Raw genomic sequence first — 21,436 nt, forward strand, 5'->3', positions numbered from 1 at the left:
TCGATTTCCCGAAACCGTACGGAAATCTGTTGCTTCAAATTTAAAGCATGAGGTAGGGTTCCAGCCGTGGATCTGCTTCAAATCTGAAGCAGACGCCCGCGACGTCCCGTACCGGGACCGCCGTCCTGCACCCGGACACTGGAGAGCCCGATGACCGACTTCCCCGCCGCCACCCAGCGCGCCCGCGTCCGGGTCCCGCTGCGCTTCAACGACGGCTACAGCGTCAACGCCGAACTCGTCACGTTCCATGGCCTGACCGACGGCCAGGAGCACGTCGCCGTCGTCCTGGGCGAGCCCGCCCCCGGCACCCTCCCGCTGGTGCGCCTGCACTCCGAGTGCCTGACGGGCGACGTCTTCGGCTCGGCCCGCTGCGACTGCGGGCCCCAGCTGCGCGAGGCCGTCGAGCGCATCGCCGAGCGCGGCGGCGTCCTGCTCTACCTGCGCCAGGAGGGCCGCGGCATCGGGCTCTACAACAAGCTCGACGCCTACGCCCTCCAGGACCAGGGCCTCGACACCTACGAGGCGAACGCCGCCCTCGGCCTGCCCGAGGACGCCCGCGACTACACCGCCGCCGCCCAGATGCTGGCCGCCCTCGGCATCACCGACCTGGACCTGCTCTCCAACAACCCCGACAAGGCGGAGCAGTTGCGCGGCCTCGGCGTCACCGTCCGCGACCGCGTCCCGACCGGCGTCTTCAGCACCGCCCACAACGTCCGCTACCTGCGCGCGAAGGTCCTGCACACCCAGCACACGCTGCCCCTGGCCGAGCTGACGGAGCTCAACGCGGGCTGAGCGCCGCGGACGCGGTGTGCCGGCAACTACGGGCACACCGACGAGGGGAGCCTCCATGGACGACCAGCCGGCGCGTGTACTCGACGGCCTCCACCAGGAAGGGCGGCACACGTCGGCCCGCCGGCCGACCGGCTGCCGAGGCTCCGCAACATGCCCCGGACGCGGCCCGGCTGACCTCGACGCTGATCCGGTCCCGGCGCGCCACGTCCGTCCTGGAGATCGGCACCTCCAGCGGCTACTCGGCGATCTGGTTCGCCGACGCCCTCCGCGACACCGGCGGCCGCCTGACGACCGTGGACGTCGACGCCGACCGCGCCACCGCGGCGCCGGCCAACCTGGAGCGGGCGGGAGTCCGGGAGTACGCGGACGTCCGCCACGGCGACGGCGCCGAGATCCTCGCCGACACCCCCGACGCGTCCTGAAGCCGTACGGCATCCTCGCCGTCGACAACGCGGTGAGCCACCGGGACCAGGTGGCCGAGTGCCGCGAACTGCTCTCCTCGGCAGCGGAGTTCGCCGTCGACCTGCACGAGGTGGGCGACGGGGTGCTGACCGGGGTGGAGGTGCTCCCCGTTGTAGGCGTCGCGGTAGGTGATGTGCTGCGAGCCCGTGACGGCCAGGGCGGTCGTCCTGGCCCCTCCGACCCGGACCGCGGCCATGTCGACGTACTGGGCACCGTCGAACGTGACCGCCGCGACGCCCTTGCCCCGGACGGTGACGTGGGCGAGCCGTCGCCGGCCGCGGCGACGAACCTGACGGGCGCGTCCGCGGTGCCCTTGGACCGGATGGTCACCGGCGCGTAGGCCGCGTCGTTCCCGGCGATCCGGACCGTGTCCCCGGGAGCCGCGGCGTCCGCGGCCGGCTGGATCTGGCAGAAGGGCTCCGCCGCCGAACCGGGACCGGTGTCGCTGCAGCCGGCGGCCGCGTCGTCGGCGTACAGCGCCGCACCGGCGTCGGGGCCCGCGTGCGCGGCCCCCGACCCCAGGCAGCCGACGAGCAGCACCGCCAGACCTGCGGACGCCACCAGCGGATGTCTGCGTCCCATGAACGCGTTTTCTCCCCCCGGCCACTGAAGGCGCCGGCGTTCGACGCGTCCGACCCGTGAGATCCAGTCATGTGTTCGCTGGAACTGAGGGGAGATCAGGCCAGGTTGGGAAGGGCGGGCACCGACGGGACGGCGCCGGTCCGCGGACGCGCCGAACGTTTGCACCGGCTTTGATCAATGCGAGGGCCGCACAGACCGCCGCATCACCGGGCATTGACCGTTCCGCCGGGGTCGGCGCACGGCCGACGCTCGGCCCCGTACCCACGTTCTGGTGAATCCCACCGCGTGACGGCAACCGCACAGCACCCCCCACAAGTCACACACCTCGCATCCAGTGACAAGACACCCAGGGGGACCCATGAACGACCAGCAGCCCTACGGCACCCCGCCGTTCCAGTGGCAGCCGCCGAAGAAGAAGCCCGGCCCAGGCAAGATCGTGGGCCTGGGCTGTCTCGGCCTGATCGGCCTGTTCGTGGTGATCGCCGCGGTCGGCGCGGCGGTCGGCGGCTCCGGAGGCGTCAAGGCCGCTGCGACGCCGTCGGCCACGAAGACCGGCACCGCCGCCGCGGGCAGGAGCAGCGCCGAGAAGGCCGACGGCGACCCGAAGGACGACGCGGTCGCGGAGACCGTCGTCTTCAAGGTGTGGGGCTCCGCCCCGGCCGGCGTCCTCGGCGGCCTCGACATCACGTACGGCTCCGACACCGACACCCGCAAGGGCACCTTCAAGAACGGCAGGTTCGAGGCGACGCTGCCGCTGAAGAAGGACGCCCTGTACGTCAGCGTGATGGCACAGCTTCAGGGGTCCGGGGACATCACATGCTCGGTCACCGTCGACGGGAAGACGAAGAACGCGCACGCCTCGGGCGGCTACACCGTCTGCCACTCCCAACTGAGCAGCGACTTCACCGGCGGCTGGCGGTGACAACGCCGCAGCGCCCGAGCCGGCCGAAGCCAACCCGAGCGCTGCGATGCAGGTCAGAAGGGGTTTGCCCTCCCCCGCGTCCGTAGGCCGTGTGGGACTCGAACCCACAACCAATGGATTAAAAGTCCACTGCTCTGCCAATTGAGCTAACGGCCCAGGCGATGTTGCCTACCCGAGCATAGCCGGACGGAGGCGTCTGGCCGATCGGGTATCGGGGTCGTGGCCGCGTCGTGTGGCAGAAGTGGGACGGGCGTGGTCCGGTGGGTCAGAGATCGACCAGTTTGGCGGAGTCCTCCGAACGCGCTCTGTCCGGGTTGAGGAACCAGTGGCGGGCGGAGGCCTGCCACCAGATCGCGGCGAAGCCGAGGACGGCCAGGACGGCGACCGGGGCGTAGTTGAAGGACTTCCAGGTGACCGGGGAGACCTGCGGGAGCATGAACAGGACGGTGATGACGACGACCCACGTCACCGAGATCACGCCGATGACCAGCGACCAGCGGCCCAGGTGCCAGGGGCCTCGCTCGAACGCGTCTCCCTTGCGCACCCGCAGCAGCGTCGGGATCACGTACGCCACGTACAGGCCGATCACCGCGATCGAGGTCACGGCGGCGTAGGCCGTGTAGTTGATCAGGTAGGGGAGGCCCAGGGCGAGAGCGGAGAGCGCGGCGAGCCAGACCGCCGCCACCGGGGTGCGGGTGCGCGGGCTGACCGTGTGCCAGACGCGGGAGAACGGCAGGGCGCCGTCGCGGGAGAAGGCGTAGATCATGCGGCTGTTGGCGGTGACCGACGCCATGCCGCAGAAGAGCTGGGCACCGATGACGACGAGGAGCAGGAGCTTGCCGGTGGTGGCGCCGAGCGCGTCCAGGAGGATCTGGGCCGGGGGTGCGCCGGTCGGGGACGTCAGCTCCTTGTCGTACGACTGGATCGCGAACGTGAAGCCGAGGAGGAGGACGAAGCCCGCTATCCACGACGTCCAGATGGAGCGGACGATGCCCTTCGGGCCCGCCGTCGCCGCGTCGTGCGTCTCCTCGGTCATGTGCGCCGAGGCGTCGTACCCGGTGAAGGTGTACTGCGCCATCAGCAGGCCCAGGAGGACGACGTACGGGCCGCTGCTCCAGCCGGTCTCGTTCACGAACTTCGTGAAGACGAAGGAGGCCGACTGGTGGTGGTCGGGGACGAAGGTCAGCGCGCCGACGATGACCGCGACACCCAGCACGTGCCACCACACGCTGACGCTGTTGAGGATCGCGACCATGCGGACGCCGAAGGTGTTGAGGAGGCCGTGCAGGACGAGGATGCCCGCGAAGAGGAGGATCGTCCGGCCCGGCGTGACCTTGAAGTCGAACTGCAGGTTCAGGTACGCGCCGAGGAAGGACGCGGCGCCGAAGTCGATGCCCGCGGTCACCGCCACCTGGCCCAGCACGTTGAACCAGCCGGTGAACCACGCCCAGGCCGCCGCGCTGCGGGGCGGGGCCAGCCGGTGGGCCCAGAAGTAGAGGCCGGCGGAGGTGGGGTAGGCCGAACAGATCTCGGCCATCGAGAGGCCTACGAAGAGGGTCATCAGGCCCACGGCCACCCAGCCCCAGGTGATCACGGCCGGACCGCCGGTGATCATGCCGAAGAGGTAGAGGGTGAGACAGCCGGAGAGGACCGAGATGATCGTGAAGGAGACCGCGTAGTTCGAGAAGGCCGACATACGGCGGGCCAGGACCTGGGTGTAGCCGAGCTGTGCCAGCCGTTCCTCGTCGGAGAGGGCGCCCGAGGGCGACTTGGCTGTCGCGTCATCTGTCATGCCCCCAGCGATTCCCTCACCGGGGGCGTGACATGCGTCACAGCTTGGCCGAAAACAGTCTGGAACGGCCATGAAACAGACCCCAGAAGCCCGGACAGGAGCCTGAACAGGCCTTAGAAGAGCGCCTTGTAGCCCTGCCAGCCCGTCGCGATCTTCACGCGGGCCGCGAACGCCCCCTTGCCGGTGCCCGTCTGCCGGTACAGGTTGCCCGCGGTGTCCCGCATCACCAGGTCGTTCCTGCCGTCCCCGGTGATGTCGCCGACGCCCACGACCGCGTTGTACGAGGCGTTCCAGTGCGCGGCGACCTTCACCCGCTCCTTGACCTGGCCCGCCCCGGTGCCGTCGTAGCGCCACAGCGTCCCGGCCTTGTCGACCGCCAGCACGTCCCCGAAGCCGTCGCCGTTCAGGTCACCGGCGCCGACGATCTTCGTGTACGCCGACCAGGTGCGGATCTTGACGCCGGCCTTGAGCTTGCCGTTGCCGGCGTCGGCGAACAGGTAGACGTCCCCGGTGGAGGCTTTGCGGGCCAGCAGGTCGGTACGGCCGTCACCGGTGAGGTCGCCGGGGGCGGTGAGGACGTTGTACGCGTTCCAGCCGGTCCCGAGGGAGATGTGCTTGTCGGACGGCTGGTACGAGCCCCCGCACTTGCCGGTGTATCGGCGCAGCTCCCCGTTCGGCATCCGCACCAGCATCTCGGCGCACCGGTCGCCGGTCATGTCCCCGAAGGGCACGGCGACCGTGCCCGCCGCCCAGCCGAAGGCCGCCCACTTCCCGCTGAACCTGCCGTTGCCCGTGGTGGAGTGCAGCGTGAGGCCGCCGGAGGAGCTGAGGGTGGCCAGGTCGCCGTAGTAGTACCCGCTCTGGTCGTGGAAGCCCTGCGTGCCGCCGGTGTAGCCGAACTTCCCGCTCGTCGTGTACGTGCCGGAACCCTCGACGGCGGTGGCGGTCAGCGTCCAGGTCTTCGGGCCGTTGAGCGGATAGCCGCCCGCGTCGTTCGTCCCGTCCCAGCCGATGTTGACCGACGTACCGCTGCCCTTGATGGTGCGGTCGGCGTGCCCGTGGGTGTCCTTCACCGTGAAGGTCCAGTTCGCGGGCTTGCTGAGCTGCCAGACGCTGCCCCAGATGGTGTTGCCGGTGGCGCCTTCCCGGGCGTCCTCGTCCCAGTCGGCCACCTCCGACTCGATCCCCGCCAGGGGCTGCGTCGGCACCCCGCTCGCCACGATCCGGATCACGTCGTCCGGGCCGACGTACGCGATGTCGCCGCCGAACTTGTCCACGGACCAGGTCAGCCGCCGCTGGTCGGCGGTCTGCCCGGCGGGCAGGTCGGCGATCGCGCGCGCCGCGGCCGCGGTACCGCTGTGGAAGTCCGTCAGCATCAGCTTGCCGGCGGTCCGGTCGTGCTGGACGAGGTAGCCGTCGCCGACGAGCACCGGGCCGGAGGGCACCTTGATGTTCTTCTTCGCCGTACGGTCGTAGACGCCCGCGGCGCCCGTCGGGCCGCAGTTCCAGTAGATCCAGCGGCCGACGACCTGGAGCTCCTTGACCGTGCAGGGCGCGCCGGTGGAGACGGTCGCGACCGTCTTCCTCGTCTTCAGGTCGTATCCGGTGACGACGCCGTTGCCGGCGCCCGGCGTCCACAGCGTCGAACCCCACACGGAGGCGGCGGTGATGGAGCGGGTCAGCCGGACGTTCTGGGTTTGGTACGCGGGCACCGCGTCTACGTACTGCTTGCCGGTGGAGGACGCCTGGTAGATGTAGAAGCGGCCGGTGGCGTCGACGAAACGGCCGCCGGTGACGACCGGGTCGGGCCCGCCGTCCATCGAGTCCTCGGTCAGGTAGATCTGGGCCATCTGCCTGCCGGTGCCGTCGTCCATGAAGTCGCCGACGTAGGTGTTGCCGAAGGTACGCATCGGCACGCAGCCCTGTGCACCCTCGTCGCACGGCACCCGCTGGAGATGGCTGCCGACCGCGTCCGTACCGGCGAATCCCCGGGTCGTCTTCTCCAGCACCGTGGAGCCGTCGGCCGAGATCTGTCTGCCGATCACCCACTGGTCAAAGCTCGGCGCGTTCTCCACGGTGGTCAGGAAGCCACCCGCGTAATCGATGCCGTAGACGCCGTCCGTCGTGATCGGCGTCGGGGTGGTGTCCGCGGCGGCCGTGCCCGCGGTGGTCAGCGAACCGGCGCCGAGGGCGGCCAGGCCGACGAGAGTGAGTGCGATCCGGGCATGCCGGCTCAAGGAACCCCCCAAGAAGTTCAAAAAAGTCAAAGGATGTTAACAACCGGCACACAGACATCGATAGTGAATTGCCCGTGAACGGAGGCCCGTTGCCGGATCGGCAGCGGGCCGGCGGCGGGTCCGGGAACGCGGAAGGGCCCGTACGACAGGTCGTCGTACGGGCCCTTCCTCAGCTCACTCGGTGTCAGCCGTTGCGCTTCCAGCGCGGCTTGTCGTCGCGGCGGCCGAAGGAGCCGGAGGACGAGCCCCGGTGGTCGTCACGACGGCCGAACGGGCGGTCGTGGCCGCTGTGGCCGCCGCTGCGGAAGCCCGGGCGGTCGTCGCGGCGGTCGCGGTTGAACGGACGGTCGCTGCCACGGTGACCGGACGGACGGTCGTCACGGCGGAAGCCACCGCGGTCGTCACGGCGCTCGAAGGAGCGGCCGCCACGGTCGTCACGGTCCCGGTCGAAGGAACGGCCACCGCGGTCGTCACGGCGGAACCCGCCGCGGTCGCCACGGTCGCCGCGGTCGCCCCGGTCGTCACGACGCTCGTCGCGGCGGAAGCCTGGGCGGTCGTCGCGGCGGTCGCGGTTGAACGGACGGTCGGTGCGGTCACGGTCGAAGGAACGGCCACCACGGTCGCCACGGTCGTCGCGGTCGAAGGGGCGACGGTCCTCACGGCGTTCGAAACCGCGCTCGCGGTTTTCGCGGCGCTCGAAGGGGCGGCCGCCACGGTCGTCACGGCGGTCGTCACGACGCTCGAAGCCACGGTCGCGGTCCCGGTTGAACGGGCGGTCGCCGCGGTCGCGGTCCCGGTCGAAGGAACGCTTCTCGAAGCCGCGCTCCCGGTTGTCCCGGCGCTCGGTCTCGCGCGCCGCCGGAACCGTCGGCTCGGCCGCCACGACGGCCTCCTCGACCACCGCGGCCTCGGCCTGGGCCTGCGCCTCGGCCACCGCCGCCTCCGGGTCCTCGCCGCGCTCGCGGGCGACCCGGGCGACCAGGCGGTCGGCCTCGTCGCGCAGCTCGGCGGCCCGGCGCTGCGCCCGCTCCAGCTCCTTGGTGAGCTGGGCGACCTCGCGCTCGGCCTGCTGCGCCGCGTTGGCCGCGGACTCGGACTGGACCTCGGTCATCGAACGGGCGCCGGTGATCTCGGCGACCTCGGGCTCGAAGGCCGTACCGGAGTTGATGATGTGACGCCCGGCGTCGACGCCCGCGTCCTCCATGAGGCGGAAGATCTGGCGGCGCTGGTGCGGGAGGGAGAGGGAGACGACCGTGCCGGTACGGCCCGCGCGGGCGGTACGGCCGGCCCGGTGCAGGTAGTCCTTGTGGTCGCCGGCCGGGTCGACGTTGAGGACCAGGTCGATGCCGTCGACGTGGATGCCGCGGGCGGCGACGTCGGTGGCGACGAGGACGTTGACGTAACCGTCCTTGAAGTCCGCCAGGGTCCGGGTACGGGCGCCCTGGGTCATGCCGCCGTGCAGCGCGTCGGCCTTCACCCCGGAGTCGCGCAGCTGCTCGGCGACGCGGTCGGCGCCCAGCTGGGTGCGGACGAAGATGATCGTGCGGCCCTTGCGGGAGGCGATGGCCGCGGTGACCGGCGCCTTGTCCTTGGGCTTCACGATGAGGATGTGGTGGGACATGGTCGTGACCGCGCCCTGGGCCGCGTCCACCTCGTGGGAGACGGGGTTGTTCAGGTAGCGCTCGACGAGGGTCTGGATCTCGTTCTCCATGGTGGCGGAGAAGAGCATGCGCTGGCCGCCTGCCGGGACCTGGTCGAGCAGCTCGGTGACCTCGGGCAGGAAGCCCAGGTCGGACATCTGGTCGGCCTCGTCGAGGACGGCGATCTGCACGTCCTCCAGGGAGCAGGCGCCGCGGTTGATGATGTCGCGCAGGCGGCCCGGGGTGGCGACGAGGATGTCGACGCCGCGCTCCAGGGCGTAGATCTGGTTGCCCATGGACGTACCGCCGCAGACGACCTTCATCTTCAGGCCGAGGACGTCGCCGTAGGGCTGGAGCGCGTCGGCGACCTGCATCGCCAGCTCGCGCGTCGGGGTGAGGATGACGGCACGCGGCCGCTTCTTCTCGGTGCGGCCGCCGGCCAGCGTGGCCAGGGTGGGCAGACCGAAGGAGAGGGTCTTGCCGGAGCCGGTGCGGCCACGGCCGAGGATGTCCTTGCCGACCAGGGCGTCCGGGATGGTCGCGGCCTGGATCGGGAAGGGGGTCGTCACGCCGTTCTGCGCGAGCTTGCGCACGACGCCCTCGGGGAGGCCGAGGTCGGCGAAGGTGGTCTGGGGGGTGGTGTCGGTGGTGTCAGCGGTCTCCTCGGAGACCTGGGTCACCAGCTCGTCGTCCTGGACGTTCTCGGGCACGACGATCTGATCATTACTGGACACGGACATGCGAATGCGAAACCTTCCGGAGTCTCGTCGGCACGCGCCCGTCAACTCCGTGATTCGCTCACGACCGCCTCAATGCGGTCCGCCACGGCAAGGGAGAGTACGCGCCACACGGCGCGCTCTGCGGTGGCGCCGGGCAAATGGGATCAAACGATCTACCACCATACGCACCCAACACCCACGAAGGCAAACCGAGCCACAACCTCGCAGCTCACAGCAGGTTCACCACAACCCCATCGACGCTCACGCCGATCCTTCGGCGCACGGATCGCACAGATCACGTACACCGGGTCGGATAGACCGGACGCGCAGCCCTACAGACCCCCCAACACCCGACCCCACCCATCTTCTTCCCTCGCCCGAGACCGCCTTCTCCAGCCACCCTGAACCGGCCCGCCGCCCGAGACTCTGGTCCCCCGCCCGGGACTCGCCCGTCGCCTGGGACGTGCGTCCGCCCCCGAAATTTTTTTCCGCCGCAACGGCGCTCAGCCCCCGCGGCGCGTCCCGGCGGTGCCGGAACCACCCCGCGCCCCTACGCCGGTGTCCCCGCCACCGGTGCCGGCTCCCGCTGGACCAGCTGGGTCCCCGTGTCCTCGTGTGCCGACGAGGACGGCTCTGCCGACGGCGGGTCCGTCGCCGGAGGCGGCGGGGTGGGGGAGTCCGGCGGCGGGGTGGGCGAGGCCGCCGGCGGCGCGGGTGTCGTCGGGTCCCCCGTCGGTCCGGCCGGCACCCCCGGCACCACACTCCTGCCCGGCTTCGCCGGTCCGGCAGGCGCCGCGCTCGCCCCCTTCGACGGCTTGGCGGACGCCGACGACGACTCCCCCGGCTTCGCCTTCTCCCCGTGCCCGCGCTTCCCGTCGGCCACCGCGCCGCCGTACCCCGCACCGCCCTCGCCGGACACCCCGGACCCGCCGTCGGTCACGTCACCGTCCCGGTGCCCCGCGGAGTGCGACGGCCTGGCCTTGCCCGCGTCGTCGCCCACGTTCACGCAGCCTGCGGCGGCCGCGACCGCCATCACCGTGACGGCCAGACGGACGGGTACGTTCAAGGGGCGCACGGCGGCCACCTCCGGGGGCGGAGAAAGAGTCAACCTGCCCAACTCCCGCCGCCCGCAAGAGGACACGCAACCGGCACGGCACCCGTCAGCCGTACCCCAGCGCGTGCAGGCGCGTGTCGTCGATGCCGAAGTGGTGGGCGATCTCGTGCACCACCGTCACCTCGGTCTCCGCGACGACCTCCTCGCGCGACGCGCACATCCGCAGCGTCGGCCCGCGGTAGACGGTGATCCGGTCCGGCAGCACACCCGCGTACCACTCCCCGCGGTCGGTGAGCGGAGTCCCCTCGTAGAGCCCGAGCAGCTCGGGGTCCGACGGATCGTCGGGCTCGTCCTCGACGAACACCGCCACGTTGTCCATCAGCCGGGTCAGCTCCGGCGGGATCCGGTCGAGCGCCTCGGCGACCAGTTCCTCGAACTCCTCGCGCGTCATCTCCAGCACAGGCCCATTGTCCGGTACGGAACGGCCGTACGAGAGTCGTGAACCCCGGACATGCGAGCCACGAGCCCCCGCATATGAGCCCCCAAGCCTGGGCATACGGCACCAATGGCCCGCGTCCGCACCCGAACCCGAGCCCAGACCCGAACCCGAGCCCAGACCGAGACCCGAACCAGAGACCGCACAGGAACCCGCACCGGCACCCGAGCCCGTCTCCGGGCGGCCGCACGCCGGGCCGGAGTCCGGACGGGCCGGACCGGAGCCCGGGCCCCGCTGCCCGTCCTGGAACTGGCCCCCGAGGCACACCGGCCGCCCGCCTGGAGCCGCGTCCTCGGCCTGACCGCCGTCGTCCTCGTCGGCGCCTGGCTCGGCCTGCTGATCGTCGGGAACGTCCGTGCCCAGGTCGGCCCGATGGACACGACGATGACGCTGCGCCCGTCCCTCACCGGCGGCACGAAGATCAACGTCTCCCCGCTGGGCGCCCTCTACCTGGACACCCACAGCGGTCCCGTCCGCCTCGACGTCAACGTCGACCAGCTCGACCCGGTCCGCGCCCAGGCACTGGTCGACCACCCCGAACGCCTCTCCGGACTCCAGGACGAGGTCGCCCACGACGTCGAGCACGGCACCCTCGACCTGGCCCTACGCTCCGGCGTGGCCGTCGTCGCCGGCGCCACCGCCCTCGGCCTCGCGGTCTACCGCCGCCCGCGCCGCGCCCTGACCGCCGGCGGCCTCGCCCTCGCCCTGCTCGCCTCGTCCGGCGCGACCGCGTTCGCCACCTGGAACCCCGAGTCGGTCCTGGAGCCGAGGTTCTCCGGCCTGCTCTCCTCCGCCCCGGCACTGGTCGGCAACGCGCGCAGCATCGTCACCGAATTCGACGTCTACCAGAAGGAACTGGCCCGCCTGGTGACGAACGTGACGAAGTTGTACGACGTCACGTCCACGCTCCCCGCCTACTCCCCGGACCCGGCCACCCTGCGCGTCCTGCACGTCTCCGACATCCACCTGAACCCGGCGAGCTGGAAGATCATCGCCTCGCTGGTGAAGCAGTACAAGGTGAACGTGATCGTCGACTCCGGCGACACCATGGACCACGGCACCGCGGCGGAGAACGGCTTCCTGGACCCCATCGCCGACCTGGGCGTGCCGTACGTCTGGGTCCGGGGCAACCACGACTCCCGCACCACCCAGCGCTACCTCTCCCGCATGAAGAACGTGCACGTCCTGGACGACGGCCGCGCCGAGACGATCGCCGGGCTGCGCTTCGCCGGGATCGGCGACCCCCAGTTCACCCCCGACCGCTCCACCGTCCCCGGCGGCGACGCGGCCGAGGAACTGGCCGGCGACCGCCTCGCCACGGCCCTGCGGGAGCAGCGGGCGGCCGACACCCCGGTGGACGTCGCGATCGCCCACGAACCGTCGGCGGCCCGGATGACGGACGGCGAGGTGCCCCTGGTCCTGGCGGGCCACCTCCACCACGAGCAGACCGAGCTCCTCGCGCACGGCACCCGGCTCCGCGTGGAGGGCTCCACCGGCGGCAGCGGCCTACGGGCCGTCGAGGGCAAGTACCCGGATCCGATCGAGGCCTCGATCCTCTACTTCGACCGGGACAGCCGCCGGCTCCAGGCCTGGGACGAGATCAAGCTGGGCGGCCTGGGCGAGACGACGGCCGAGGTCAGCCGTCACCTCCCGGAGGACAACCAACCGGGCGCGGCCCCGTCCCCCTCGCAGAGCCCGTCACCCTCAGGAGGCACGACCAGCACACCCTCGCCCTCGGCGCCGTAAACCGTTTTGGCGATACTCCCCGCCATCCCATATGCTTCTCACGTCCCCGACGCGCTGACGAAGCGCCCAGGCGGGCCGATAGCCCTCATCGTCTAGCGGCCTAGGACGCCGCCCTTTCAAGGCGGTAGCACGGGTTCGAATCCCGTTGGGGGCACGCAAGATCGTGTGCGACACTGTTGCACACACAGCTTGGTCCTGTGGAGCAGTTTGGAGTGCTCGCCACCCTGTCAAGGTGGAGGCCGCGGGTTCAAATCCCGTCAGGACCGCTGAGGTTTCACGTGAAACCTCGTGGCTGGGTAGCTCAGTTGGTACGAGCGATCGCCTGAAAAGCGATAGGTCGCCGGTTCGACCCCGGCCCCAGCCACAACAGACAGCCCCTCCGGGATTCCGGAGGGGCTGCTCTCATGCCGCGCCCGCTGCGGTGTGCTTCTTCCACTCCCGGCGGATCAGCTCCAGCTTGTCGTAGAAATCGGGATCCTCGGCGATCCTTCCCGAGGAGAAGGGGATGGGCAGCAGAAACGACGTGCCGCCGGTCCGGGTGACTCCGATCTGGGTGATGCTCCCGTTGCGCCCACGGCCCTCCAGCGCGTGGATGCTCTCGATGTCCCTCCAGGCCACGCGTCGGCGCCCGGTCATCCCCCGGGTGCGCAAGCCCTCCCCGTCGATGCGCGTCCAGCCCGTCGGCATCCCCGCCAGCGGCACGAACAGCACGGTCGGTATCAGTCCCAGCACGAGCCACAGGCCCACGGCAGAACCGGTCTGGCCGTCGGCCAGGTACCTGGCGGCGCGCACGCTCACCGCCCCGGCCCACACCGCCATCCCCAACGCGAACGCCCACATCGCCAAGCGCTGCCTGCGCGTATACCGAAAGACCGTCTCGTTCATCCGTGCAGTCTGGCAGTGGCCCGCCAACCCACTCCGCCGGGCCGCGTTTTGAGCAAGACCAGGGCGGAGTATGGCGTTCCTTTGGAGTCGGACTGCGATCATGACGACCGCATGACAACGCTGAGCCGACCTGCTTCCACCGGCGTTCTCGTGACCGCACCCGCGAACGCTCCGTGGAGACCCCGTGCACAGATCCCGTCCCGCCATCGGACTGTCACTCGCCATGATCGTCGTGGCGGGGGTGATGAGCGGCTGGGGGAGCGGCACGGCGGCGGCGACCCCCGGGCCCGACGGAACGCTGTACGTGAACCATGACGTCGCGTGCAGCGACACGGGGACGGGGACGCAGAGCCTGCCCTTCTGCACCGTGCAGGCCGCAGCGGACGTGGCGGAGCCGGGAGACATGGTTCGGATCATGTCGCCGGACGCCCACCCATACAGTGAAGCGGTGACTCTCACGCGGTCTGGGACCAGCGACGCGCCGATCACCTTCATGGGGGCGCCCAGCGGAAGCACCACGTGGGCAGAGCTCGCCACACCCGGCTCCGCGCCGACGCTGACCCTCAGGGGCGTCCACGACGTCCGGATCCAGTCGCTGCTCTTCCGGTACGACGCCACCGATGCGCTGGTGTCGGCGGGATCCGACCACATCACCCTCGACAGGCTGACCTTCGCACGCTCGTCCGCGGCGAGCGACGGCGGTACGGGAACCGCGATCACCGTGGACGGCACGTCCTCCGACGTGACCGTGGAACGGAACTCGATCGGCAGCGGATACGCGTACGGCGTACGGACGGCGCAGGGCGCGGCCCGGGTCACCGTGACGACCAACGTGATCGACAACCCGCGGCTGGGCGGGATCACGGCGACGGGAACAGCCGGCATGACTGTCACGAGCAACTCGCTTACTTCGCCGTGCGCCCCCGGAATATCGCTGGCCGGCGGGAGTTCCGGCGCGGTGGAGAACAACGTGGTCGCCGCCCCGAAGCTGCTCCAGAGCAGCACGTGCCCGGCGCCCACCACCCCTCTGTACACGGTGTCGGACGACTCGGCGGGACAGGTCACCGACGACTACAACGTGGCGGCGGACACCGTGGGGGGCACGACCCCCCGGCGTACCGAATACCTCTGGGCGGGCACCTCCTTCGCCACGGCCGCCGCGCTCCACGACGCGACCGGACAGGGCGCGCACGACATCGACGGTCTCGGCGCGAGGCTTGAGGCACCACCCGAGCGCTCCCCGCTCATCGACTCGGCGGACTCCGAAGCTCCCGGCGAACTCACCACCGATGCCGCGGGCGCCCCAGGCGTCGACGACCCGCTGGTGGACAACGCGGGTCCCGGCCCGGCGGCTCACCGCGACCGGGGCGCCTTCGAGCGCCAGGACACCATCGCCATTCCGACCGACGGCGGCGGCCTGTCACCGAGGACGGGACTGGCGCCGCTGAGCACCTCGGTGCGGACCGATGACTTCATCAGCCGCTGGGGCGAGCCACTCACGTACTCCGTCGACTTCGGCGACGGCACCGCCCCGGGCACCGCCCCCGCAGGCGACCCGATCAGCCACGTCTACGCCGCCGCGGGTTCGTACCAGGCAAGGACCACCGTGACGGACTCCGACGGGGTCACCTCGGCCCATCAGTTCACGCAGGTCGTGGCGGGGACAGCCGCGGCACCGAGCGTATCGCTGTCCAGTGGCGCGGACAGCGACTCCTCCGGGCAGGTCGAAGGGGGGCTCGCGCTGTTCACCGTTCCGCAGTCGTCCGCTCCGTGGGAGATTCACGACCTGACCCTGGCTTTCGGTGACGGCAGCGACGAGAGCCTCGCCCAGCCCACCGGCACACAACAGGTCCGGCACCAGTACTCCGCCCCCGGCACCTACACCGCCACCCTGACGCAGACCGACCTGTTCGGGCGCACCACCACCGCGCAGACGACCTTCCACGCTGCCGACGCCTTCGTTGCGATGACCCCGCAGTACGACACCGAGAAGACGATCGCCGCCCACGGCGTCCTGAAGCTCTCGGCCGCCACCCTGCGCGCCGGCTCCGACGGGGTCGACGCCGCCCAGCTCCAGATCGTCACCACCGGCGCCAAGGCGAGCGGAGCGCTCACCCTCTACACCGCCGGCAGCACCCGCCCCGGCACCTCCACCATCGACTTCGAGCCCGGCCGGACCACGCTCGACGAGACCACGGTCAAGGTCACCCCGACCGGTTCGGTCGACATCTACAACGGCAGCTCCGGCACGGTCACGGTCAACGTCGCCACGCTCGGCCTCCAGGCGCATGCCCAGTACGCCGACACCTACCACCCGGCCTCCCCGGTCCGTCTGCTCGACACCCGCAACCACACCGGGGACATCACCGGCCCGGTCGCCGGCAACCACTCGATCACGCTGTCGGTCGGTGGCCCCCACGGTGTCCCGGCGGGGGCGCACGCGGTGGTCCTGAACGTCACCGCGACCAGCACCAAGTCGTCCGGCAGCCTGACCGTCTCCACGCACGGCACCACCGGCTCCGGCGTGACCGGCCCGTACTGGACCACCGGGCAGACCGCCACCGCCCAGATCGTGCTCCCCCTGAAGGACGGCAAGGTCGTGCTGCACAACGCCGGCAAGGGGTCGGCGCAGCTCGTCGCCGACCTCGCCGGCTGGTACGGCGGCGCCCCGACGGGCGGCTCGGAGTTCCTGTCCGCCACCCCCGCCCGCATCCTCAACACCCGCACCGGCACCGGCACCGGCAAGGTCGCCAGGCTCGCCGCCCACGCCACCCTCAAGCTCAAGGTCACCGGCGCCCACGGCGTCCCCGCGACCGGGGTCACCGCCGCCGACCTGAACCTCACGGTGCCGTCCCCGTCCGGCAGCGGCTACCTCGTCGCCTACCCCGACGGCACCTCGCGCCCCGGCGTCTACTCGCTGAGCTTCACCAAGGGACACACCGCGGCCGACCGCGCGCTGGTCAAGGTCGGCACCGACGGCGAGATCGACCTCTACAACGCCGGCACCACCTCGGTGGACGTGTACGCGGACCTGCTGGGCGACTACGACGTCTTCCCGGCGAGCTGACCGGAGAGAGGGGACACGATGGCACCCGAGGTCCACGGCTTCGAGATCGTCCGGCGAGGCTACGACCGCGCCCAGGTCGACGCCTACCTCGCACTCCTGGTCCCGGGCACGGCCCCGGACGCGCCGCCCGCCTTCGACATCGTGCGCCGCGGCTACGACCGGGCCCAGGTCGATGCCCGGCTGGCCGAGTTGAGGGCAGCCGGCGGACACACCTGAACCTCCTTGGCGGCGCGGCCCGCCGCCGCTAGGTTCTGGCGGGTCAACACGTCACCAGGGTGGGGAAGATGAGCCGGGATCAGGACATACAGCTGGAGAAGGACCGTGCCCGCTACGGCCTCCTCGCCGTCGTCGTCAGCAACCTCGCGATCGCCGCGGTCGCGGTCTTCGGCGTCTGGCGGCTCAACGGCAACGAGTCGGTGATCATCGGCGTCCTCACCGCCGCCTTCACTGCGGTGAGCAGCATGACCACGGCGTACCTGGGGATCAAGGCCGTATCGAACACGGCGAAGTCCCTCGCAGCAGCCGCCTCCACACCCCCCGCCGAAACCCCCACCCCTCCCACCCAGCGAACCCCGTAGGGGGCTTCACTCACCGGCGCCGGCAAGGTGCCGCCCGCGCCCACCCGTGCCGCCCCAGCGGCACGACTGCCCGCGGCTGGAAACGAACGCCGACTGGAGCGCCCCTTTAGGGGCGCGGGGAACTGCGCGACCAGCCCCATCCGGCCCGCACCCGAACCACCACGCCCGCCCCCACGCCCCGGCCGAACCGCCGGAGGCAAATGCGTTCGCCATGAATTTCCCCGAGGTGAGATCCTGGACCGCGTATGTCTACGCATCCCGCCCCCGCCCTCGGCCCCCTCGCCCCCCGCCTGACCGAGCTCTCACTGCGCGACGCGCACCGGCTCGGGCGCAGGCTGGAAGGTGCGCGCAAGATCCGTAAGCCGGAGGCCCGGGCCGCCGTCCTCGCAGAGATCGAGGCAGAAGTGGCCAGGGCCGAGGAACGGATGGCCGGCCGGCGCGCCGTCGTGCCCGCCGTCTCGTACCCCGAGCAGCTGCCCGTCAGCCAGAAGAAGGCCGAGATCGCCGAGGCGATACGCGATCACCAGGTCGTGATCGTCGCCGGCGAGACCGGCTCCGGGAAGACCACCCAGATCCCCAAGATCTGTCTGGAGCTCGGGCGCGGCGTGCGCGGCATGATCGGGCACACCCAGCCCCGCCGGATCGCCGCCCGTACCGTCGCCGAGCGGGTGGCGGAGGAGCTGCGGACGCCGCTCGGGGAGGCCGTCGGCTGGAAGGTCCGCTTCACCGACCAGGTGAACCCCGACGCCACCTTCGTCAAGCTGATGACGGACGGCATCCTGCTCGCCGAGATCCAGACCGACCGCGAGCTGCGCGCCTACGACACGATCATCATCGACGAGGCCCACGAGCGGTCCCTCAACATCGACTTCCTGCTCGGCTACCTCGCCCAGCTGCTGCCGCGCCGGCCCGACCTCAAGGTCGTCATCACCTCCGCCACCATCGACCCCGAGCGGTTCTCCCGGCACTTCGGCGACGCCCCGATCATCGAGGTGAGCGGCCGGACGTACCCGGTCGAGGTGCGATACCGGCCACTCCTCGAGGAGGACGCCGAGGACGCCGACCGGGACCAGATCACCGCCATCTGCGACGCCGTGGAGGAGCTTCAGGGCGAGGGGCAGGGGGACATCCTCGTCTTCCTCTCGGGCGAACGGGAGATCCGGGACACCGCCGACGCGCTCACCAGGAAGAACTACCGGTTCACCGAGGTCCTCCCCCTCTACGCCCGGCTCTCGCACGCCGAGCAGCACCGGGTCTTCCAGCCGCACACCGGTCGCAGGATCGTTCTGGCGACCAACGTCGCCGAGACCTCGCTCACCGTCCCGGGCATCAAGTACGTCATCGACCCCGGCTTCGCCCGGATCTCCCGCTACAGCCACCGCACCAAGGTGCAGCGGCTGCCGATCGAGGCGATCAGCCAGGCCAGCGCGAACCAGCGCAAGGGCCGCTGCGGCCGTACGTCCGACGGCATCTGCATCCGGCTGTACAGCGAGGACGACTTCGTCTCCCGGCCGGAGTTCACGGACGCGGAGATCCTCCGTACGAACCTGGCGAGCGTCATCCTGCAGATGACGGCGGCCGGCCTCGGCGACATCGAGAAGTTCCCCTTCATCGACCCCCCGGACCACCGCAACATCCGGGACGGCGTGCAGCTGCTCCAGGAGCTGGGCGCGATCGACCCGGCCGAGAAGGATCCCCGCAGGCGACTCACCGACACCGGCCGCAAGCTCGCCCAGCTGCCCGTCGACCCGCGGCTCGCCCGGATGGTCCTGGAGGCCGACAAGAACGGCTGTGTCCGCGAGGTCATGGTCATCGCCGCCGCGCTCTCGATCCAGGACCCGCGCGAACGCCCGGCCGAGAAGCAGACCCAGGCCGACCAGCAGCACGCCCGGTTCCGCGACGAGACCAGCGACTTCCTCGCCTTCCTCAACCTGTGGAAGTACGTCAGGGAGCAGCAGAAGGAGCGCGGCTCCAGCTCCTTCCGGCGCATGTGCAAGCAGGAGTACCTCAACTTCCTGCGCATCCGCGAGTGGCAGGACATCTACACGCAGCTGCGCACGGTCGCCAAGCAGATGGGCATCCACCTCAACGAGGAGGACGCCCCCGGCGACCGCGTGCACGTCTCCCTCCTCGCCGGCCTGCTCTCGCACATCGGCATGAAGGACGTGAAGGACGGCGCGAAGAACGAGTACCTGGGGGCGCGCAGCGCCAAGTTCGCGCTCTTCCCGGGCTCCGCGCTGTTCAAGAAGACCCCTCGGTTCGTGATGTCGGCCGAACTGGTGGAGACCAGCAGACTCTGGGCCCGGGTCAACGCGAAGATCGAGCCGGAGTGGGTCGAGCCGCTCGCCGGGCACCTCCTGAAGCGGACGTACAGCGAGCCGCACTGGGAGAAGGACCAGGCGGCCGTGATGGCGTTCGAGAAGGTCACGCTCTACGGCGTGCCGATCGTCGCCGACCGGAAGGTGAACTACGGCCGGATCGACCCCGAGGTCAGCCGCGAGCTTTTCATCCGCAACGCACTGGTCGAGGGCGACTGGCGGACCCACCACAAGTTCTTCGCCGACAACCGCAGGCTGCTGAGCGAGGTCGAGGAGCTCGAACACCGCGCCCGGCGCCGGGACATCGTCGTCGACGACGACACGCTCTTCGACTTCTACGACCAGCGGGTGCCCGAGCACGTCGTCTCCGGAGCCCACTTCGACTCCTGGTGGAAGCGAAAGCGGCACGAGCAGCCGGAGTTCCTGGACTTCGAGCGGGAGATGCTGATCCGGGAGTCGGCGGGGGCGGTCACCAAGACCGACTACCCGGATTCCTGGCGGCAGGGCCAGCTGAAGTTCCGGGTGACGTACCAGTTCGAGCCGGGCGCGGACGCCGACGGGGTGACCGTCCACATCCCGCTCCAGGTCCTCAACCAGGTGAAGGACGAGGGCTTCGACTGGCAGATCCCGGGCCTCAGGGAAGAGGTGGTCACGGAGCTGATCCGTACCCTCCCGAAGCCGATCCGCCGCAACTACGTGCCCGCGCCGAACTTCGCGAAGCGCTTCCTGGACACCGCGGTCCCCCTTCAGGAGCCGCTCACCACGACCATGACGCGCGAGCTGAAGCGGATGGTCGGCGTGCCCTTCGAGGCCGAGGACTTCGACTGGGCGAAGGTCCCGGACCACCTGAAGATCACCTTCCGGATCGTCGACGAACGGCGCCGGAAGCTGGCCGAGGACAAGGACCTGGAGACGCTGAAGCTCCGGCTGAAGCCGAAGGCGCGCCAGGCCCTCTCCCAGGCCGCCGCGGCCACCGCGGAGCGCCAGGGCGGCGAGTCCCTGGAGCGCAAGGGCCTCACGGACTGGACGATCGGCACCCTCACCCGCGTCTTCGAGACCCGCCGGGCGGGCCAGCCGGTCAAGGCCTACCCGGCCCTGGTCGACGACGGCGACACGGTCTCCGTGCGCCTCTTCGACACCGAGGAGGAGCAGACCGAGGCGATGTGGAAGGGCACGCGCCGGCTCATCCTCCGCAACATCCCGGTGAACCCGGCGAAGTTCGCGTCGGAGAAGCTGACCAACGCCCAGAAGCTCGCGCTGTCGGCGAACCCGCACGGCACGATCCAGGCCCTGTTCGACGACTGCGCGATGGCGGCGGCGGACAAGCTGATCGCCGACTTCGGGGGACCGACGTGGGACGAGGAGTCGTACCGGAAGCTGTACGACAAGGTGCGCGCCGAGATCGTCGACACGACGGTCCGGACGGTCGGGCAGGTGCAGCAGGTCCTTGCCGCCTGGCAGGCCTGTGAGCGCCGCCTGAAGGGCGTACGCAGCCCCGCGCTGCTGGCGAACCTGACGGACGTCCGCAAGCAGCTGGACGCCCTCGTGAAACCCGGCTTCGTGACGTGGGCCGGGATACGCAGGCTCCCCGACCTGATGCGCTATCTGGTGGCGGCGGACCGTCGCCTCCAGCAGATGCCGACGAACGTCCAGCGGGACACCACCCGCATGGAGAAGGTCCACGAGATGCAGGACGAGTACGCCTGGCTCCTGGAGCAGCTCCCGAAGGGCCGGCCGGTGCCGCAGCAGGTCCTGGACATCCGCTGGATGCTGGAGGAGCTGCGGGTCAGCTACTTCGCGCATGCGCTGGGCACGGCGTACCCGGTCTCGGACAAGCGGATCGTGAAGGCGATCGACACGGCAGCTCCGTAACCGACCGGCCACGCTGGGTGAGTTCGACCAGGACCCACCCCCTCCTGTACAGTCCTTCTCGCAGCACAACGCAAGACAAAGTGCCGCGAAACCTGGTCCTGTGGAGCAGTTTGGAGTGCTCGCCACCCTGTCAAGGTGGAGGCCGCGGGTTCAAATCCCGTCAGGACCGCACGAGGCTGAGGCCCGCATCCCCATCAAGGGGTTGCGGGCCTCACGCATATCACCGCCACCGGCACCTCTCGCCGCCCCGTCAAGGTGGAGGCCGCGCCCGCGG

Annotated in this window: 15 protein-coding genes and 5 tRNA genes; 13 read left to right on the plus strand and 7 right to left on the minus strand. The window is 70.6% G+C overall.

The features are described 5' to 3' along the window. Positions 1-150: 150 nt before the first annotated feature. The 4 genes from ACZ4UV_RS24825 (at position 151) to ACZ4UV_RS24840 (ending at position 2,758) form a co-directional block, all read left to right on the plus strand. Positions 151-792, plus strand: coding sequence for a GTP cyclohydrolase II (locus ACZ4UV_RS24825; RefSeq protein ID WP_390043523.1), 642 nt, complete (start codon positions 151-153; stop codon positions 790-792). A 74-nt stretch (positions 793-866) separates the two neighbouring features. After that, positions 867-1,214 carry an O-methyltransferase gene (locus ACZ4UV_RS24830; RefSeq protein ID WP_451019366.1) on the plus strand — a complete coding sequence of 116 codons (348 nt, stop codon included), beginning with the start codon at positions 867-869 and terminating at the stop codon, positions 1,212-1,214. Between the two features lie 32 nt (positions 1,215-1,246). Continuing rightward, positions 1,247-1,594 carry a hypothetical protein gene (locus ACZ4UV_RS24835; protein ID WP_467840788.1) on the plus strand — a complete coding sequence of 116 codons (348 nt, stop codon included), beginning with the start codon at positions 1,247-1,249 and terminating at the stop codon, positions 1,592-1,594. A gap of 600 nt (positions 1,595-2,194) precedes the next feature. Continuing rightward, positions 2,195-2,758, plus strand: coding sequence for a hypothetical protein (locus ACZ4UV_RS24840; RefSeq protein WP_451019364.1), 564 nt, complete (start codon positions 2,195-2,197; stop codon positions 2,756-2,758). 83 nt (positions 2,759-2,841) lie between these two features. Here ACZ4UV_RS24840 and ACZ4UV_RS24845 read toward each other — a convergent pair. The 6 genes from ACZ4UV_RS24845 to ACZ4UV_RS24870 form a co-directional block, all read right to left on the minus strand. Then, positions 2,842-2,914 (minus strand) — tRNA-Lys (locus ACZ4UV_RS24845). A 109-nt stretch (positions 2,915-3,023) separates the two neighbouring features. Continuing rightward, the gene (locus tag ACZ4UV_RS24850; RefSeq protein ID WP_451019363.1) at positions 3,024-4,550 is read right to left on the minus strand and encodes an amino acid permease; all 1,527 of its coding nucleotides are present in this window, start codon (positions 4,548-4,550) and stop codon (positions 3,024-3,026) included. A 113-nt stretch (positions 4,551-4,663) separates the two neighbouring features. After that, on the minus strand, positions 4,664-6,787 hold the full coding sequence (locus ACZ4UV_RS24855) for an FG-GAP repeat domain-containing protein (RefSeq protein ID WP_451019362.1): 2,124 nt from the start codon (positions 6,785-6,787) through the stop codon (positions 4,664-4,666). A gap of 184 nt (positions 6,788-6,971) precedes the next feature. Continuing rightward, on the minus strand, positions 6,972-9,167 hold the full coding sequence (locus ACZ4UV_RS24860) for a DEAD/DEAH box helicase (RefSeq protein WP_390043571.1): 2,196 nt from the start codon (positions 9,165-9,167) through the stop codon (positions 6,972-6,974). A 529-nt stretch (positions 9,168-9,696) separates the two neighbouring features. Further along, positions 9,697-10,221 carry a hypothetical protein gene (locus ACZ4UV_RS24865; RefSeq protein ID WP_451019361.1) on the minus strand — a complete coding sequence of 175 codons (525 nt, stop codon included), beginning with the start codon at positions 10,219-10,221 and terminating at the stop codon, positions 9,697-9,699. A gap of 85 nt (positions 10,222-10,306) precedes the next feature. Continuing rightward, a complete protein-coding gene (locus tag ACZ4UV_RS24870) occupies positions 10,307-10,660 on the minus strand; it encodes a metallopeptidase family protein (RefSeq protein ID WP_351485499.1) in 354 nt (117 codons plus the stop codon). Between the two features lie 105 nt (positions 10,661-10,765). Here ACZ4UV_RS24870 and ACZ4UV_RS24875 point away from each other — a divergent pair, with 105 nt between their 5' ends. The 4 genes from ACZ4UV_RS24875 to ACZ4UV_RS24890 all read left to right on the plus strand — a co-directional run bounded on the left by ACZ4UV_RS24875 (position 10,766) and on the right by ACZ4UV_RS24890 (position 12,806). Further along, positions 10,766-12,442, plus strand: coding sequence for a metallophosphoesterase family protein (locus ACZ4UV_RS24875; protein WP_451019360.1), 1,677 nt, complete (start codon positions 10,766-10,768; stop codon positions 12,440-12,442). 81 nt (positions 12,443-12,523) lie between these two features. Beyond that, a tRNA-Glu gene (locus ACZ4UV_RS24880) sits at positions 12,524-12,596 on the plus strand. 37 nt (positions 12,597-12,633) lie between these two features. Continuing rightward, positions 12,634-12,708 (plus strand) — tRNA-Asp (locus ACZ4UV_RS24885). Between the two features lie 24 nt (positions 12,709-12,732). Beyond that, a tRNA-Phe gene (locus tag ACZ4UV_RS24890) sits at positions 12,733-12,806 on the plus strand. Positions 12,807-12,844: 38 nt separating this feature from the next. On the opposite strand, the gene ACZ4UV_RS24895 is transcribed toward ACZ4UV_RS24890, so the two are convergent. Beyond that, on the minus strand, positions 12,845-13,327 hold the full coding sequence (locus ACZ4UV_RS24895; RefSeq protein WP_451019359.1) for a PH domain-containing protein: 483 nt from the start codon (positions 13,325-13,327) through the stop codon (positions 12,845-12,847). A 184-nt stretch (positions 13,328-13,511) separates the two neighbouring features. On the opposite strand from ACZ4UV_RS24895, the gene ACZ4UV_RS24900 reads away from it, so the two are divergent. From ACZ4UV_RS24900 to ACZ4UV_RS24920, 5 genes are all read left to right on the plus strand, one after another. Next, entirely contained in the window at positions 13,512-16,394 is a 2,883-nt protein-coding gene (locus ACZ4UV_RS24900) for a PKD domain-containing protein (RefSeq protein ID WP_467840791.1), read from the plus strand. Positions 16,395-16,412: 18 nt separating this feature from the next. Then, on the plus strand, positions 16,413-16,610 hold the full coding sequence (locus ACZ4UV_RS24905) for a DivIVA domain-containing protein (protein ID WP_451019357.1): 198 nt from the start codon (positions 16,413-16,415) through the stop codon (positions 16,608-16,610). A 68-nt stretch (positions 16,611-16,678) separates the two neighbouring features. Next, positions 16,679-16,972 (plus strand): hypothetical protein, encoded by a 294-nt coding sequence (locus ACZ4UV_RS24910; RefSeq protein WP_451019356.1) that lies wholly within the window; start codon positions 16,679-16,681, stop codon positions 16,970-16,972. Between the two features lie 245 nt (positions 16,973-17,217). After that, positions 17,218-21,162: an ATP-dependent RNA helicase HrpA gene (hrpA, locus tag ACZ4UV_RS24915; protein WP_467840794.1), complete on the plus strand. Its 3,945-nt coding sequence runs from the start codon at positions 17,218-17,220 to the stop codon at positions 21,160-21,162. Positions 21,163-21,256: 94 nt separating this feature from the next. Beyond that, a tRNA-Asp gene (locus tag ACZ4UV_RS24920) sits at positions 21,257-21,331 on the plus strand. Positions 21,332-21,436: the final 105 nt, after the last annotated feature.

This window comes from Streptomyces sp. NPDC028289 (assembly GCF_055565975.1).

Bases quoted from the DNA above. Each gene is read 5' to 3' on its own strand.
- ACZ4UV_RS24825 (WP_390043523.1), top strand. From the start codon at position 151: ATGACCGACTTCCCCGCCGCCACCCAGCGCGCCCGCGTCCGGGTCCCG.
- ACZ4UV_RS24840 (WP_451019364.1), top strand. From the start codon at position 2,195: ATGAACGACCAGCAGCCCTACGGCACCCCGCCGTTCCAGTGGCAGCCG.
- ACZ4UV_RS24850 (WP_451019363.1), bottom strand. From the start codon at position 4,550: ATGACAGATGACGCGACAGCCAAGTCGCCCTCGGGCGCCCTCTCCGAC.
- ACZ4UV_RS24860 (WP_390043571.1), bottom strand. From the start codon at position 9,167: ATGTCCGTGTCCAGTAATGATCAGATCGTCGTGCCCGAGAACGTCCAG.
- ACZ4UV_RS24875 (WP_451019360.1), top strand. From the start codon at position 10,766: ATGGCCCGCGTCCGCACCCGAACCCGAGCCCAGACCCGAACCCGAGCC.
- ACZ4UV_RS24895 (WP_451019359.1), bottom strand. From the start codon at position 13,327: ATGAACGAGACGGTCTTTCGGTATACGCGCAGGCAGCGCTTGGCGATG.
- ACZ4UV_RS24905 (WP_451019357.1), top strand. From the start codon at position 16,413: ATGGCACCCGAGGTCCACGGCTTCGAGATCGTCCGGCGAGGCTACGAC.
- ACZ4UV_RS24910 (WP_451019356.1), top strand. From the start codon at position 16,679: ATGAGCCGGGATCAGGACATACAGCTGGAGAAGGACCGTGCCCGCTAC.
- hrpA (WP_467840794.1), top strand. From the start codon at position 17,218: ATGTCTACGCATCCCGCCCCCGCCCTCGGCCCCCTCGCCCCCCGCCTG.